General features: G+C 54.7%; 15 protein-coding genes. 11 read left to right on the top strand and 4 right to left on the bottom strand.

All coding sequences use genetic code 11. The features are described from left to right. Nucleotide 1: 1 nt before the first annotated feature. From mreD to csrD, 4 genes are all read right to left on the bottom strand, one after another. Nucleotides 2–490 (bottom strand): rod shape-determining protein MreD, encoded by a 489-nt coding sequence (gene mreD, locus UR289_RS08075; protein WP_023309399.1) that lies wholly within the window; start codon nt 488–490, stop codon nt 2–4. Beyond that, entirely contained in the window at nt 490–1,506 is a 1,017-nt protein-coding gene (mreC, locus tag UR289_RS08070) for a rod shape-determining protein MreC (protein WP_033146767.1), read from the bottom strand. Before mreC ends, mreD begins: the two co-directional genes overlap by 1 nt. A gap of 62 nt (nt 1,507–1,568) precedes the next feature. Continuing rightward, nucleotides 1,569–2,612, bottom strand: a complete 1,044-nt coding sequence (gene mreB, locus UR289_RS08065) for a rod shape-determining protein MreB (protein WP_000913396.1) — start codon at nt 2,610–2,612, stop codon at nt 1,569–1,571. Between the two features lie 282 nt (nt 2,613–2,894). After that, nucleotides 2,895–4,835, bottom strand: coding sequence for an RNase E specificity factor CsrD (gene csrD, locus UR289_RS08060; protein WP_048981162.1), 1,941 nt, complete (start codon nt 4,833–4,835; stop codon nt 2,895–2,897). A gap of 182 nt (nt 4,836–5,017) precedes the next feature. Between csrD and UR289_RS08055 the strand changes: the two genes are divergently transcribed. The 11 genes from UR289_RS08055 (at nt 5,018) to dusB (ending at nt 15,051) form a co-directional block, all read left to right on the top strand. Then, a complete protein-coding gene (locus tag UR289_RS08055; RefSeq protein ID WP_032659658.1) occupies nt 5,018–5,992 on the top strand; it encodes an MDR family oxidoreductase in 975 nt (324 codons plus the stop codon). 77 nt (nt 5,993–6,069) lie between these two features. After that, on the top strand, nt 6,070–7,071 hold the full coding sequence (msrP, locus tag UR289_RS08050; protein ID WP_320709690.1) for a protein-methionine-sulfoxide reductase catalytic subunit MsrP: 1,002 nt from the start codon (nt 6,070–6,072) through the stop codon (nt 7,069–7,071). Continuing rightward, nucleotides 7,072–7,671 (top strand): protein-methionine-sulfoxide reductase heme-binding subunit MsrQ, encoded by a 600-nt coding sequence (gene msrQ, locus UR289_RS08045; RefSeq protein WP_032659655.1) that lies wholly within the window; start codon nt 7,072–7,074, stop codon nt 7,669–7,671. A 234-nt stretch (nt 7,672–7,905) separates the two neighbouring features. Next, nucleotides 7,906–8,358, top strand: a complete 453-nt coding sequence (gene aroQ / locus UR289_RS08040; protein ID WP_023309405.1) for a type II 3-dehydroquinate dehydratase — start codon at nt 7,906–7,908, stop codon at nt 8,356–8,358. A 21-nt stretch (nt 8,359–8,379) separates the two neighbouring features. After that, nucleotides 8,380–8,841 carry an acetyl-CoA carboxylase biotin carboxyl carrier protein gene (gene accB, locus UR289_RS08035; RefSeq protein WP_010436174.1) on the top strand — a complete coding sequence of 154 codons (462 nt, stop codon included), beginning with the start codon at nt 8,380–8,382 and terminating at the stop codon, nt 8,839–8,841. Between the two features lie 10 nt (nt 8,842–8,851). After that, nucleotides 8,852–10,201 carry an acetyl-CoA carboxylase biotin carboxylase subunit gene (gene accC, locus UR289_RS08030; protein WP_023333644.1) on the top strand — a complete coding sequence of 450 codons (1,350 nt, stop codon included), beginning with the start codon at nt 8,852–8,854 and terminating at the stop codon, nt 10,199–10,201. A 108-nt stretch (nt 10,202–10,309) separates the two neighbouring features. Continuing rightward, nucleotides 10,310–10,552, top strand: a complete 243-nt coding sequence (locus tag UR289_RS08025; RefSeq protein ID WP_006178860.1) for a YhdT family protein — start codon at nt 10,310–10,312, stop codon at nt 10,550–10,552. Continuing rightward, nucleotides 10,542–11,993, top strand: coding sequence for a sodium/pantothenate symporter (gene panF / locus UR289_RS08020; protein ID WP_048981157.1), 1,452 nt, complete (start codon nt 10,542–10,544; stop codon nt 11,991–11,993). Before UR289_RS08025 ends, panF begins: the two co-directional genes overlap by 11 nt. An 11-nt stretch (nt 11,994–12,004) precedes the next feature. After that, the gene (gene prmA, locus UR289_RS08015; protein WP_214538870.1) at nt 12,005–12,886 is read left to right on the top strand and encodes a 50S ribosomal protein L11 methyltransferase; all 882 of its coding nucleotides are present in this window, start codon (nt 12,005–12,007) and stop codon (nt 12,884–12,886) included. A 128-nt stretch (nt 12,887–13,014) separates the two neighbouring features. Next, complete coding sequence (locus tag UR289_RS08010; protein ID WP_048977708.1) at nt 13,015–13,755, top strand: carbonic anhydrase; 741 nt, start codon at nt 13,015–13,017, stop codon at nt 13,753–13,755. A gap of 330 nt (nt 13,756–14,085) precedes the next feature. Continuing rightward, entirely contained in the window at nt 14,086–15,051 is a 966-nt protein-coding gene (dusB, locus tag UR289_RS08005; RefSeq protein ID WP_023309409.1) for a tRNA dihydrouridine synthase DusB, read from the top strand. The last annotated feature ends 8 nt before the right edge of the window (nt 15,052–15,059 follow it).

The raw sequence follows: 15,059 nt of genomic DNA, 5'->3' as shown, positions 1-15,059 counted from the left end.
TTTATTGCACAGCAAACTGCTGGCGAACCTTACGCATCAGCAGGAATAACCAAGGCCAGAGCACACCGTTTACTACACTACTCCAGAACACTTCCGGTCGGAAAGAGACGTTGATCACTAAAAACTCTGCCCAGAAAACAACGATATCCGCAGCGAGCGACAATAGCATCACCACCAGGGCCTGTTGCCAGAGCGCAAGGTTACGAAAGAGCTGGAATTTGAGTGCGACGAGGTACGCAATAATGCTCATGGACAAGGCGCGCACGCCAAGCGTAGAGCCGCTAATGAGATCCAGTATGGCACCCATCACGAAACCTGTGCCGACATTTACGCGATGCGGCAGGGCAAGGATCCAGTAGAGTAAAATGAGCAATACCCAGTTTGGCCGGAAAACGAGAATGTCATCCGGCCAGGGCATCACTTGCAGTAACAGTGCAATGAGAAACGAGAGCCAGATGACCCAGCGTCCCTGGCTACGATAGCTTGCCACTACTGCCCTCCCGAAGAGAGTTTAGGCGGTGGCGGCGCATCCGGCAGCGGCTGCGTTAACCCGGTTGCCGGTGCCGGTACTGGCGCAGGCGGCCCCATGGAATCCGCAGGTGGGAGAACCTGCGGCATCATCTGCATCAGGCGCTCGTTCGCCACGCGATGCACCTCTTCAGGCGTCATCGGATTAGAACCGTTACGATCGGCGCCCCACAGCAGCAGCAGATAGCGCAGACGCTGCAAACCGGCGGTTGGACGGGCCTGAATCACGGTATAGGCACGCTGGGTGTCCAGCTTGACCGAAGAGACCACCGCAACCGGATAGCCTTCAGGGAAGCGTCCACCCAGGCCGGACGTCACCAGCACGTCGCCCACGCGAATATCCGTATTAGCCGGCAGGTGTTCCAGCTGCAGGTCGTCGGTACAGCCGTTACCGGCCGCAATCACGCGGATGTCGTTGCGCAGAACCTGGATCGGCAGCGCATGCGTGGCATCGCAAATCAGCAGCACGCGGCTGGTCAGTTTAGCCACGGCAACAACCTGGCCCACAACGCCTTTATCGCTGATAACAGGCTGACCTTCATACACCCCGTTCACGCTCCCTTTGTCGATCACAACCTGATCGCTGTAGGGGTCGTTCACGGTGGAGATCACCTGCGTGACCATTTTCTGCTCATCCTGACGCAGCGGCGAGCCGAGCAGCTCACGCAGACGCGCGTTTTCCTGCTTGTATTGCCCCAGCATCAGCAGTTCGCTGTTTTTCAGCAGCAGTTCCTGACGTAATGCCCGGTTTTCGAGTTCGAGTTGGTCGCGCGAAGACAGCGTTTGAGAAACGGAGTCGAGCAGTTCACGGGGACCATTTGAAACAAAGTAGAAAGGACTGACGGCGGTATCCATGTACGTTCTGATCTGGCTGAACGTACCGAGGCGGCTATCGGCAATAATGACCCCAAGCGCAACCAGAACCGCCAGAATAAGGCGAAACTGTAGCGATGGGCCACGGCTAAAAATTGGCTTCATAGGCTATGCGTATTCTCGCGTCAGAGAGAAAGGGTAGCAAATTGCTACCCTCTCAAACTCGACTACTCTTCGCTGAACAAATCGCCGCCGTGCATGTCGATCATTTCCAGCGCCTTGCCACCACCACGGGCGACGCAAGTCAGTGGATCTTCTGCAACTACGACAGGAATACCTGTCTCTTCCATTAACAGGCGGTCGAGGTTACGCAGCAGCGCACCACCACCGGTCAGAACCATACCGCGCTCGGAGATATCGGATGCCAGCTCTGGTGGACACTGTTCCAGCGCAACCATTACCGCGCTCACGATGCCCGTCAGTGGTTCCTGCAGAGCTTCCAGAATTTCGTTGGAGTTCAGGGTGAAACCGCGTGGAACACCTTCAGCCAGGTTACGGCCACGCACTTCGATCTCACGCACTTCATCGCCCGGATACGCAGAGCCGATTTCGTGTTTGATACGCTCTGCGGTGGCTTCACCAATCAGAGAGCCGTAGTTACGGCGCACATAATTAATGATGGCTTCATCGAAGCGGTCACCACCGATACGTACGGAAGAGGAGTACACCACGCCGTTCAGAGAGATAACGGCCACTTCAGTGGTACCACCACCGATATCCACCACCATAGAACCGGTAGCTTCGGAAACAGGCAGGCCCGCACCGATGGCCGCAGCCATTGGCTCTTCAATCAGGAACACTTCACGTGCACCTGCACCCTGGGCAGATTCACGGATTGCGCGACGCTCTACCTGGGTTGCGCCAACCGGCACACACACCAGAACACGCGGGCTTGGACGCATGAAGCTGTTGCTGTGAACCTGCTTGATGAAGTGCTGAAGCATTTTTTCAGTCACGAAGAAGTCGGCGATAACGCCGTCTTTCATTGGGCGAATGGCGGCGATGTTGCCAGGGGTACGACCCAGCATCTGCTTCGCGTCATGACCCACTGCAGCAACGCTTTTCGGCGATCCTGCACGATCCTGACGAATGGCCACAACGGAAGGCTCATTCAATACGATGCCTTGTCCTTTTACATAAATAAGGGTATTCGCGGTACCCAGGTCAATGGACAGGTCATTGGAAAACATGCCACGAAATTTTTTCAACATACTAAGGGATAATCCTGAAAGCTGGGGCGGAAAACAAAATCCGCTTACTTTACCAACCACACGCAGCAGCGACAAGGCGCAAAAATCATCTGCAACGGTGAAAATTTGTGCAGTACGTTTCCTGATGTTACAAAATCATCCCCTGATTCCCTCAGGGCTGAGTAAACAGTAGCGTTCCCCACTGACGTTTGTAACCCGTTACAGGTCGTTCACTGGCTTTTTGCTCGACATACTCAAAGCTACAGGCGCGATATTCTACGTGAAAACAGCGTAAACGGCAGGTCAAACAGAGTATCTTTGCAAATATTTTTTCACGTTGGTGTCAAGCGGTTGAGAGGCAGCAAAAAAATCCCCCTGACCGCCCATCACGCCGCGCGCTGTTAACATCTGCCATTCGCTTCTGGAGCGCACGCCCGTGGCGAATACTTGTGTTCGCGTACCCTTGCACGCTTCTACCAGACTCTGTACCAGCAGCTGGTTTTCCGTACGCTTCTCAATATTCCTTACCAGCCCCGGATGTAGCTTTAATAACTCCACATCCAGTTCCTTGATCCAGTTGGTGCTGACCAGCGTTAAACCTGCCTGCGTCACAGCGATACGTGCACCGAGCGCATTGATCAAACGTACCACCGGACGTAACCGGCTGATGTGTTGACCTACATCGGCCTCAGCAAGTTCAAAAATAATGTGTTTACGTTGCGATTTTTCGCATTGCATTAGCGTATCACGTAGCCAGCGCTGAAAACGTGGGCGTATTAACGACTCCACGGTGACCTGTAACGCCAGGTTTTCTTCAGGCCAGAAGGATAAAAACGGAATCAGCCGGGTAATTTGCTGGCGGTCATACTCTTCGGACAGGCCAAATTGCAGCACCATCGGCAGATATTCCGCAGAGATGACCTCTTCGGTACCGTCAAAAATACGACACATCAGTTCACGGTGATGAACGTTGCCGTTTTTCATGACCGCGGGTTTTTGATAAATACGTGGCCCGCCGCGGCTGAGCATTTGCTCAATCAGCGTGCGCCAGCGCACGTTGCCGCGCCCTTTTTCCGGCAGCGAGTCATCGTAAACCGCCCATCCGTTGGCTCCCTGCAACACGGCGTTGCGGGTAGCGGCTTCCGCATGCTCCATCACCTGTTCAGTCGATTGTCCGCCACGCCAGGCGCAGATCCCCATGTGGACCATATCGTCCCTGTCGAGCATTTTGCTCTGCGGCAGCGCATCTACCGCCTTCAGCAGCTGGCTGGCGATGCTTTCGGATTCCTTCAGCGTACGGTGAGGCAACAGCACGGCAAAGTCGCTGCGGTGATAGCGGGCCAGCAGCGCGCCCGGGTAGCGCATAATAAAGGTGGAGAGCAGGTTGATCAGCGTAAAGAGGTTTTCTTCCGCGGCACGCTGTCCCCAGGTGTCGCGCAGGAGATCGAAATCGGGCAGACGAATCATCATCACCACCCCGTGAGTCCCCACTTTTTCTGAATCGTCGAGCAGCGTGGCGAGCTGATTATCAAAGAAAAGACGGTTGTTAAGGCCAGTTTTATTATCCTGCGCCGCATAAGAGCGGATCAGCGTATCCATACGGCTGCGCTGGTCGCTGGCAAACTGGATTTCGGAGAGCAGGGTATCGAGCGCGCTGCTGGCGCGTGACGGCCACTCGTGGACAGAGCCACGCACCTGCGGGCCGCGTTCACCGTTCAGGATACGTACGGATCGCATCTCCAGCAGCTCCTGACCAGAGAGCTGGCGGCGCAGCCAGCGGACCGCGAGAAAGATCAGCAGGACGATAAACGCAACGGCGACGGTGAGCGGCGCGGTGGTCATCATGGAACGGAAATAGCTGGCCATCGGATCGAGGTAGACCATGTGTATGGTCATCCCCGGATTTTTAAGGGAATGCACCGTCACTTCCCGATACTGGCTTACCACGCCCGCGGGGCGATAGCTTCCCGGTCGTTCATGGCTTAAAACACGATGCTTTCCCTGCAGAATGTCGATCTGAACGATATCAACAGGTACCATCAACTCATCAAGCTCACGGGAGAGCGCCGGTAGGGGCGTCGTCAGCAGACGCGTATCAATCACCGAGGCAACAGACTGTACCCGGTTGACCAGCTTGTCCTGAATGGCGGTGTAAAAACTCAGGGAACAGCCCAGAAGCGTGACAAAAATGGTAAGCCCCGTCAGCAAGGTGATAAAAGCTGAGAACTTCGTCGTTAATCGCATCCTTGAGATTACTCCGTGGGTTGATGGGGTAGCGAGTAAGCGCTAACTTGCATTTCAAATGCGGCATACTACCAAATCGGGCGTATCTGGCAATTTATTGCGTTAAATCGGCACTGCGTTTCCCTGAGCGAGTATAGTCTTCAGAAATTATTTTCCAATCATCTGAGTCGTGAGGACCCCGTATGCAGGCTTTGATCTTAGAACAGCAGGACGGCAAAACGCTTGCCTCAGTGCAGGCGGTTGAAGAGAGTCGCCTGCCGGAAGGCGACGTAACCGTCGACATCGACTGGTCCAGTTTAAATTATAAAGATGCGCTGGCTATTACCGGTAAGGGTAAAATCATCCGAAATTTCCCTATGGTGCCGGGGATCGATTTCGCTGGGCGGGTTCATACCAGCGAGGATCCGCGCTTCCATCCGGGCCAGCATGTGCTGCTCACAGGCTGGGGCGTGGGTGAAAATCACTGGGGCGGGCTGGCAACGCAGGCGCGCGTGAAGGGCGACTGGCTGGTGCCTGTGCCGAAAGGCATGGATGGCCGCAAGGCGATGATCGTCGGCACGGCAGGCTTTACCGCCATGCTGTGCGTGATGGCGCTGGAAGATGCGGGTATTCGCCCTGAGTCAGGGGAAATTGTCGTCACCGGCGCGAGCGGAGGCGTGGGCAGCACGGCAGTCACGCTGCTCCACAAGCTGGGCTATCAGGTCGCTGCGGTTTCCGGCCGAGAAAGCACCCATGACTATCTGCGCCAGCTCGGCGCCAGCCGCATTCTCAGCCGCGACGAATTTGCCGAAACCCGTCCGCTGGAAAAACAGGTTTGGGCTGGGGCGGTGGATACCGTCGGTGATAAGGTGCTGGCAAAAGTCCTGGCGCAGATGAACTACGGCGGATGCGTGGCAGCCTGCGGTCTGGCGGGCGGATTTGCCCTGCCAACCACCGTGATGCCATTTATTCTGCGTAACGTACGCCTGCAGGGTGTGGATTCCGTAATGACCCCGCCGGCCCGTCGTCATGAAGCCTGGGAACGGCTGGTGCGCGATCTGCCGGAATCTTTCTATACCCAGAGCGCAACGGAGATAACCCTCAGCCAGGCGCCGGAATACGCCAGTAAGATCATGGACAACCAGTTCCACGGCCGCGCGCTGGTGAAAATCGCCTAATCTTCAAATTTTCGTGACATATTCGCGCGAATCCCTCTCCTCCGTCATGCTTAGAAAAACGCATGACGGAGGATGCCATGAAAAACCGAAAACTGACGGAAGCCGACGTAACGTCCGAGTCTGTCTTTATGTTACAGCGCCGCCAGATCCTGAAAATGCTTGGCATCAGCGCCACTGCCCTGACGCTCTCTCCCGCGGCACACGCCGACCTGCTCGACTGGTTTAAAGGCAACGATCGGCCAAAGGCCCCATCCGGCGCCCCGCTCACCTTTACCAAACCGGCCGAATGGCAAAACAAGCTGACGCTCACGCCGGAAGATAAAGTTACCGGCTACAACAACTTCTACGAATTTGGTCTCGATAAGGCCGATCCTGCCGCCAACGCGGGGAGCCTCAAAACCGATCCGTGGACGCTGAAAATTGATGGAGAAGTGGCGAAACCCCTGACGCTGGACCATCACGATCTCACCACCCGTTTCCCGCTCGAAGAGCGTATCTATCGCATGCGCTGCGTGGAGGCCTGGTCGATGGTTGTGCCCTGGGTCGGCTTCCCGCTGCATAAACTGCTGGCGTTGGTTGAGCCCACCAGCAATGCAAAATATGTCGCTTTCCAGACGCGCTATGCGCCGGACGAGATGCCCGGGCAGAAAGATCGGTTTATCGGCGGCGGGCTTGAATATCCGTATGTGGAAGGGCTACGTCTCGACGAAGCTATGCACCCCCTCACCCTGCTGACCGTTGGCGTATATGGCAAAGCGCTTCCGCCGCAGAACGGTGCCCCTATCCGTTTAACCGTACCGTGGAAATATGGTTTCAAAGGGATTAAATCTATCGTCAGCATTAAGCTTACCCGCGAACGTCCGCCAACCACCTGGAATCTGGCGGCTCCGGACGAATACGGCTTCTTCGCCAACGTTAACCCGCACGTGGATCATCCGCGCTGGTCGCAGGCAACCGAGCGGTTTATCGGTTCCGGCGGTGCGCTGGACGTGAAGCGCCAGCCGACGCTGCTGTTTAACGGCTATGCGGATGAAGTGGCCTCGCTTTACCGTGGCCTCAACTTACGGGAGAACTTCTGAGTGCGTTTAACGGCAAAACAGATTACCTGGCTGAAAGTGCTGCTGCACCTGGCCGGGCTGCTTCCTTTTATATGGCTGTTCTGGGCCGCAAGCCAGGGGCTCTTTAGCGCAGACCCGGCGAAGGATATCCAGCATTTTACCGGTCGGATGGCTCTGAAATTTTTGCTGGCCACCTTGCTCGTCTCGCCGCTGGCGCGCTACGCTAAACAGCCCTTATTGATACGCACCCGTCGCCTGTTAGGGCTCTGGTGTTTTGCCTGGGCGACGCTGCACCTCACCAGCTACGCCCTGCTGGAACTGGGAATTAACAATCTGGCGCTGCTTGGCCGCGAACTGGTGACACGTCCTTATCTGACGCTGGGTATCGTGAGCTGGGTGGTTTTACTGGCGTTAGCGCTGACATCCACGCAATATGCGCAGCGAAAACTGGGCAGGCGCTGGCAGCTTCTGCATAACTTCGTCTATCTTGTCGCGATCCTCGCTCCCATTCATTACCTGTGGTCGGTGAAGATCCTCTCGCCGCAGCCAATCCTTTATGCACTGGCGGCCGTGGCGCTTTTGGCATGGCGTTACAAGAAGTTCCGCCAGTGGTTGCGATAGTTCGCGAAACTGTGCGTTTTCCCGCAGATTACCCGTCAACCGCAAATCTTTTTCGGATAGCGGTTGATAATCTTCCCTGATAAGACCAGTATTTAGCTGCTAAATGCTACGAAATCGTTATAATGTGCGACCTTGGTTCGCCTGACAGCGGTTTTAAGCCTCTGAAAAGGTGACATTTGCGTTTCGAAGGTATATTTTGTTTTTTACCCGAAAATCGCAGGAGATAGCGGCATAATGACTGATAAATTCCATATCTTAGTTTTGAACGGACCGAACCTGAACATGCTCGGCACCCGTGAGCCAGAGAAGTACGGCACGCTAACATTGAGTGAAATTGTTAACCGTCTGGGAACGGAAGCAGCGTCACTGAATGTGGATTTGGATCATTTTCAGTCGAATGCGGAGTACGCACTCATCGACCGTATTCATCAGGCTAAAGACAATGTGGACTATATCCTGATCAATCCGGCCGCGTTTACGCACACCAGTGTTGCTATCCGCGACGCACTGCTTGCGGTGAGTATCCCGTTTATCGAGATCCACCTGAGTAATGTGCACGCCCGAGAGCCGTTCCGTCACCATTCGTATCTGTCGGATATCGCTGCTGGCGTTATCTGTGGACTGGGCGCAGACGGCTATTCATACGCTTTACAGACAGCGGTAAAACGCTTGTCACAATCACACTAAACAAGAGTACGGAACCCACTCATGGATATTCGTAAGATTAAAAAACTGATCGAGCTGGTTGAAGAATCAGGCATCTCCGAACTGGAAATTTCTGAAGGCGAAGAGTCTGTACGCATCAGCCGTGCAGCCCCAGCCGCTAGCTTCCCGGTAATGCAGCAAGCTTATGCTGCGCCAGTGCAGCAGCCTGCGCTCTCCGCAGCCGTTGCGCCAGCAGCTGAAGCCGCACCTGCCGCTGCAGCAGAAATCAGTGGTCACATCGTACGTTCCCCAATGGTTGGTACTTTCTACCGCACCCCGAGCCCGGACGCGAAGGCGTTCATCGAAGTGGGTCAGAAAGTCAACGTAGGCGATACCCTGTGCATCGTTGAAGCGATGAAAATGATGAACCAGATCGAAGCAGACAAATCAGGTACTGTTAAAGCGATTCTGGTCGAAAGTGGTCAGCCGGTTGAATTTGACGAGCCGCTGGTCGTCATCGAGTAACGAGGCGTACATGCTGGATAAAATTGTTATCGCCAACCGCGGCGAGATCGCACTGCGTATTCTTCGTGCCTGTAAAGAACTGGGCATCAAGACCGTCGCTGTGCACTCAAGCGCGGATCGCGATTTAAAACACGTATTGCTGGCGGATGAGACGGTCTGTATTGGCCCGGCTCCGTCCGTAAAAAGCTATCTGAACATCCCGGCTATCATCAGCGCCGCTGAAATCACCGGCGCGGTGGCAATTCATCCGGGTTACGGCTTCCTCTCTGAGAACGCCAACTTTGCTGAGCAGGTTGAACGCTCTGGCTTCATCTTCATCGGCCCGAAAGCCGACACCATCCGCCTGATGGGCGACAAAGTGTCTGCAATCACCGCGATGAAAAAAGCCGGTGTTCCAACCGTACCAGGCTCTGACGGCCCTCTGACCGACGACATGGATGCTAACCGTGCTCATGCTAAACGCATTGGCTACCCGGTTATCATCAAGGCGTCCGGCGGCGGCGGCGGTCGCGGTATGCGCGTTGTGCGTAGCGATGCTGAACTGGCGCAGTCCATCTCCATGACCAAAGCAGAAGCGAAAGCCGCTTTCAGCAATGACATGGTGTACATGGAAAAATACCTGGAAAACCCACGCCACATCGAAATTCAGGTGCTGGCTGACGGTCAGGGTAACGCGATCTATCTGGCAGAACGTGACTGCTCCATGCAGCGTCGTCACCAGAAAGTGGTCGAAGAAGCGCCAGCACCGGGCATTACCCCGGAACTGCGTCGCTACATCGGCGAGCGTTGCTCCAAAGCGTGTGTCGATATCGGCTATCGCGGTGCAGGTACCTTTGAGTTCCTGTTCGAAAACGGCGAGTTCTATTTCATCGAAATGAACACCCGTATTCAGGTTGAACACCCGGTTACCGAAATGATCACCGGCGTTGACCTGATCAAAGAACAGCTGCGTATCGCTGCAGGCCAGCCGCTGTCCATCAAGCAGGAAGAAGTTGTGGTGAAAGGCCATGCGGTAGAGTGCCGTATCAACGCCGAAGACCCGAACACCTTCCTGCCAAGCCCGGGTAAAATCACGCGTTTCCACGCGCCGGGTGGCTTTGGTGTGCGCTGGGAGTCTCATATCTACGCCGGTTACACCGTACCGCCGTATTATGACTCAATGATCGGCAAGCTTATCTGCTACGGCGAAAACCGTGACGTGGCGATTGCCCGCATGAAAAACGCCCTGCAGGAGCTGATCATCGACGGTATCAAAACCAACGTTGATCTGCAGATGCGTATTATGAGCGACGAGCACTTCCAGAATGGTGGAACCAACATCCACTATCTGGAGAAAAAACTCGGTCTGAACGAGAAGTAAGAGACCTGTGTTGCTAAAAGGCCGGATTATCCGGCCTTTTTTATTTCTGGGGATCCCCAGGCCCCATCATGTACAATCCCCGCTTTCTTCATCCACAAGGGACAAAAAATGGACAAACGTTTTGTTCAGGCCCATAAAGAAGCGCGCTGGGCGCTGTGGCTGACCCTTCTCTATCTCGCTGCATGGTTAGTAACTGCTTACTTACCTGACTCCGCTATTGGCATCACCGGCCTGCCGCACTGGTTCGAAATGGCGTGTCTGCTGGTACCGCTGGTCTTCATCCTGCTGTGCTGGGCAATGGTGAAATTCATTTATCGCGATATTCCGCTGGAGGACGATGATGCAGCTTGAAGTCATTCTGCCGCTTATCGCTTACTTGTTAGTGGTGTTTGGTTTATCCGTTTACGCCATGCGTAAAAGAACGACGGGCACCTTCCTGAACGAGTATTTTCTTGGCAGCCGCTCGATGGGCGGCGTCGTGCTGGCCATGACGCTGACCGCGACCTACATCAGCGCCAGTTCGTTTATCGGCGGGCCCGGTGCGGCCTATAAATACGGGTTAGGCTGGGTGCTGCTGGCGATGATCCAGCTTCCTGCCGTCTGGCTCTCGCTGGGCATACTGGGTAAAAAATTTGCCATTCTGGCGCGCCGTTATAATGCCGTGACGCTCAACGATATGCTGTTTGCCCGCTATCAGAGCCGTTTACTGGTGTGGCTGGCCAGCTTAAGCCTGCTGGTGGCCTTTATTGGCGCAATGACGGTACAGTTTATCGGCGGGGCACGCCTGCTGGAAACGGCAGCGGGTATTCCCTACGAGACAGGCTTGATCATCTTCGGAGTCAGCATTGCGCTGTATACCGCGTTTGGCGGATTCCGAGCCAGCGTGCTGAACGATACGATGCAGGGCATGGTTATGCTTATCGGCACTCTTGTCCTGCTGGTCGGCATCGTCCACGCCGCGGGCGGCCTGAGCCATGCGGTTGAAACGCTCGAGACGATCGATCCAAAACTGGTTTCGCCGCAGGGCGCGGATGACATCCTTTCGCCAACCTTTATGACCTCGTTCTGGGTGTTGGTGTGCTTTGGGGTGATTGGCCTGCCGCATACCGCCGTACGCTGTATCTCTTACAAAGACAGCAAAGCCGTGCACAGAGGTATCATTATCGGCACTATCGTGGTTGCGATCCTGATGTTTGGTATGCACCTGGCGGGCGCGTTAGGTCGGGCAGTTATTCCTGACCTTACCGTACCCGATCTGGTTATCCCAACCCTGATGGTTAAAGTGCTGCCGCCATTTGCCGCCGGGATCTTCCTCGCCGCACCGATGGCCGCCATTATGTCGACCATCAACGCTCAGCTACTGCAAAGTTCCGCTACGATCATAAAAGATCTCTATTTGAACCTGCGTCCTGAGCAGGCAGAGAATGAACGGCGCCTGAAGCGCATGTCGGCCGTTATTACTTTGGTGTTAGGGGCATTGCTGCTGTTAGCCGCGTGGCGCCCGCCAGAGATGATCATCTGGCTGAACCTGCTGGCATTTGGTGGGCTTGAAGCGGTATTCCTGTGGCCGCTGGTGTTAGGGCTCTACTGGGAGCGCGCGAATGCCGCCGGTGCGCTGAGCGCGATGATTGTCGGCGGCGTGCTTTACGCCGTCCTCGCAACGTTTAAGATTCAGTACCTGGGCTTCCATCCAATTGTGCCTTCGTTACTGCTAAGTTTACTGGCGTTTGTGGTGGGGAACCGTTTCGGTCAGCCCGTCCCACAACCCGCTATGATTTCTACTGATAAATAAAGAGTTTTGCCATGCCGTGGATCCAACTAAAACTGAACACAACCGGCGCGAACGCCGAAGAGCTGAGCGATGCGCTGATGGAGGCCGGTTCGGTCTCTATCACCTTCCAGGACACGCATGACACGCCGGTCTTTGAGCCGCTGCCGGGCGAAACCCGCCTGTGGGGTGATACCGACGTTATTGGCCTGTTTGATGCCGAAACCGATATGAAAGAGGTTGTCGCGATTCTGGAGAATCATCCTCTGCTGGGCGCAGGTTTCGTGCATAAAATCGAACAGCTGGAAGATAAAGACTGGGAACGCGAGTGGATGGATAACTTCCACCCGATGCAGTTCGGCAAACGTCTGTGGATCTGTCCGAGCTGGCGCGATGTCCCTGATGAAAGCGCAGTGAACGTGATGCTCGACCCGGGCCTGGCGTTTGGTACCGGTACTCACCCAACCACATCTCTGTGCCTGCAGTGGCTGGATGGTCTGGATCTGGACGGTAAGACAGTGATCGACTTCGGCTGCGGATCCGGGATCCTCGCGATTGCAGCCCTGAAGCTGGGCGCGGCAAAAGCCATCGGGATCGATATCGATCCGCAGGCGATTCAGGCCAGCCGCGATAATGCCGAGCGTAACGGCGTCTCCGATCGTCTGGAGCTGTATCTGCCGGATGCTCAGCCAGAAGCCATGAAAGCCGATGTGGTGGTCGCAAACATTCTGGCGGGCCCACTGCGCGAACTGGCTCCGTTAATCAGCGTGCTGCCCCTTGAGGGCGGTCTGCTGGGGCTTTCCGGTATCCTGGCAAGCCAGGCCGACAGCGTGTGTGAAGCCTACGCCGATCTCTTTGCCCTCGACCCGGTGGTGGAAAAAGAAGAGTGGTGCCGCATCACCGGCCGTAAAAAATAAGAATCTGGCGTGGTCATCTGACCACGCCTCTCACCCTCTGATAATCCTCTCTCCCCCGTTCATTCTTCGGTAAAATAACCCTACAAATCATGTTGATTTGTATTACAAAAATTCACCGGAAGAATATGATGACACACGTTACAGGCAAGGCAGCGCTGCTGGCGCTGAGCATGATCTCGGCTTCAGCATTTGCATCACACTGGAGCTATGAAGGGGAAGGTTCACCGCAACACTGGGGCGAGATGGACGAGGCATACAAGACCTGTCAAAGCGGTATGAACCAGTCTCCTGTTAATATTGATTCGACCACTAACGCCCATCTCTCCCCGCTACAAACCCACTACGTTGATGGCCCTGTTACACTGACGAACAATGGCCATACCATTCAGGCAGGTGAACAGGCGAACACCCGCGATACCCTTACTCTCGATAAGCAAACCTGGACCTTACAGCAGTTCCATTTCCACGCGCCGAGCGAAAACACCGTACATGGCAAGAGATACGCGATGGAAATGCATCTGGTTCATAAAAATGCCAGTGGGGAACTGACGGTGGTGGCGGTCATGTTTGATAAAGGGGCCGCAAACCCGGAGCTTGAAAAACTGTGGCGCGTTATGCCTCAGCAGGCCGAGCAGAACGTCTCCATCAAACAGGATCTCAACCTGAACAAACTGCTGCCAAAAAATAAAACGTACTGGCGCTTTAGCGGTTCACTGACCACTCCACCGTGTTCAGAAGGCGTTACCTGGATTGTACTTAAACAGCCCCTGACGGTTTCTGCAGAACAACTTGCCAGATTCACCCAGACAATGCATCACGATAATAACCGTCCGGTACAGTCGCTGCATGGGCGCGTCGTGGTCGAATAACACGCATTTTTCGCATGACGATCATGTTCTAAAATGCGACGCAGATCGCAAAGAAGAAGGGAAATCTGCTGTTAAAAACAGCAGATTATCCCGCTTCAGCGACGCATTTATTCAGAAATGATGAGAAGTTACGGGAAATTGTAAGCGCCCATAAAATAACCATTATCATATAACTTAATGATTTAAATAATGAATAATTTTTAACGGGAAGATTGGGCGGCGATTCCTTGATCTACAACAGTGGATTGTTCAAAGTTTGGCCTTTCATCTCGTGCAAAAAATGCGTAATATACGCCGCCTTGCAGTCACAGTATGGTCATTTCTTAACTCATGCGCATCGGACACCACCAGCTTAGAAATCGCCTGATCGCAGCCCCAATGGCAGGTATTACAGACCGGCCGTTCAGGACGCTGTGCTATGAGATGGGAGCCGGTTTAACCGTATCCGAGATGATGTCGTCTAACCCGCAGGTTTGGGAAAGCGATAAATCCCGCCTTCGGATGGTGCACGTTGATGAACCAGGTATCCGCACCGTGCAAATTGCCGGAAGCGTGCCTGAAGAGATGGCAGATGCCGCGCGGATTAACGTGGAAAGTGGTGCCCAGATTATTGATATCAATATGGGGTGCCCGGCCAAAAAGGTGAATCGCAAGCTTGCAGGTTCAGCCCTTCTGCAATACCCCGACCAGGTGAAAGCTATCCTGACGGCGGTTGTCAGCGCGGTGGACGTTCCTGTTACGTTGAAGATTCGCACGGGTTGGTCGCCGGAACACCGTAACTGTGTAGAGATTGCCCAACTGGCCGAAGACTGTGGCATTCAGGCCCTGACCATCCATGGACGCACTCGCGCCTGTTTGTTCAACGGTGAAGCTGAATACGACAGCATTCGGGCAGTTAAGCAGAAAGTTTCCATTCCGATTATCGCGAATGGCGACATAACTGACCCGCTTAAAGCCAGGGCTGTACTCGACTATACGGGAGCTGATGCTCTGATGATAGGACGTGCAGCTCAGGGAAGACCCTGGATCTTCCGGGAAATCCAGCATTATCTGGACACTGGGGAGCTGCTTGCCCCGCTGCCTCTGGCAGAGGTTAAGCGCTTGCTTTGTTCGCATGTTCGGGAACTGCATGACCACTACGGTCAGGCAAAAGGGTACCGAATTGCGCGTAAACACGTCTCCTGGTATCTCCAGGAGCACGCTCCAGATGACCAGTTTCGGCGCACATTCAACGCCATAGAGGATGCCAGCGTACAGCTGGAGGCGTTGGAGGCATACTTCGAAAATCTTGCGTAATGAAATAA

Origin of the sequence: Enterobacter sp. 302C9, from assembly GCF_034106085.1 — a bacterium.
Taxonomy (GTDB): Bacteria; Pseudomonadota; Gammaproteobacteria; order Enterobacterales; family Enterobacteriaceae; genus Enterobacter; species Enterobacter asburiae_B.
The sequence above is the reverse complement of the archived record's forward strand: the minus strand, read 5'-3'. Positions and strand labels throughout refer to the sequence as shown.

What these genes read in the sequence shown, in the direction of transcription:
- mreB (WP_000913396.1), bottom strand. Translation starts at nt 2,612, where the DNA reads ATGTTGAAAAAATTTCGTGGCATGTTTTCCAATGACCTGTCCATTGAC.
- aroQ (WP_023309405.1), top strand. Translation starts at nt 7,906, where the DNA reads ATGACTGATAAATTCCATATCTTAGTTTTGAACGGACCGAACCTGAAC.
- UR289_RS08010 (WP_048977708.1), top strand. Translation starts at nt 13,015, where the DNA reads ATGACACACGTTACAGGCAAGGCAGCGCTGCTGGCGCTGAGCATGATC.
- mreC (WP_033146767.1), bottom strand. Translation starts at nt 1,506, where the DNA reads ATGAAGCCAATTTTTAGCCGTGGCCCATCGCTACAGTTTCGCCTTATT.
- msrP (WP_320709690.1), top strand. Translation starts at nt 6,070, where the DNA reads ATGAAAAACCGAAAACTGACGGAAGCCGACGTAACGTCCGAGTCTGTC.
- panF (WP_048981157.1), top strand. Translation starts at nt 10,542, where the DNA reads ATGCAGCTTGAAGTCATTCTGCCGCTTATCGCTTACTTGTTAGTGGTG.
- UR289_RS08025 (WP_006178860.1), top strand. Translation starts at nt 10,310, where the DNA reads ATGGACAAACGTTTTGTTCAGGCCCATAAAGAAGCGCGCTGGGCGCTG.
- UR289_RS08055 (WP_032659658.1), top strand. Translation starts at nt 5,018, where the DNA reads ATGCAGGCTTTGATCTTAGAACAGCAGGACGGCAAAACGCTTGCCTCA.
- dusB (WP_023309409.1), top strand. Translation starts at nt 14,086, where the DNA reads ATGCGCATCGGACACCACCAGCTTAGAAATCGCCTGATCGCAGCCCCA.
- prmA (WP_214538870.1), top strand. Translation starts at nt 12,005, where the DNA reads ATGCCGTGGATCCAACTAAAACTGAACACAACCGGCGCGAACGCCGAA.
- accB (WP_010436174.1), top strand. Translation starts at nt 8,380, where the DNA reads ATGGATATTCGTAAGATTAAAAAACTGATCGAGCTGGTTGAAGAATCA.
- accC (WP_023333644.1), top strand. Translation starts at nt 8,852, where the DNA reads ATGCTGGATAAAATTGTTATCGCCAACCGCGGCGAGATCGCACTGCGT.
- csrD (WP_048981162.1), bottom strand. Translation starts at nt 4,835, where the DNA reads ATGCGATTAACGACGAAGTTCTCAGCTTTTATCACCTTGCTGACGGGG.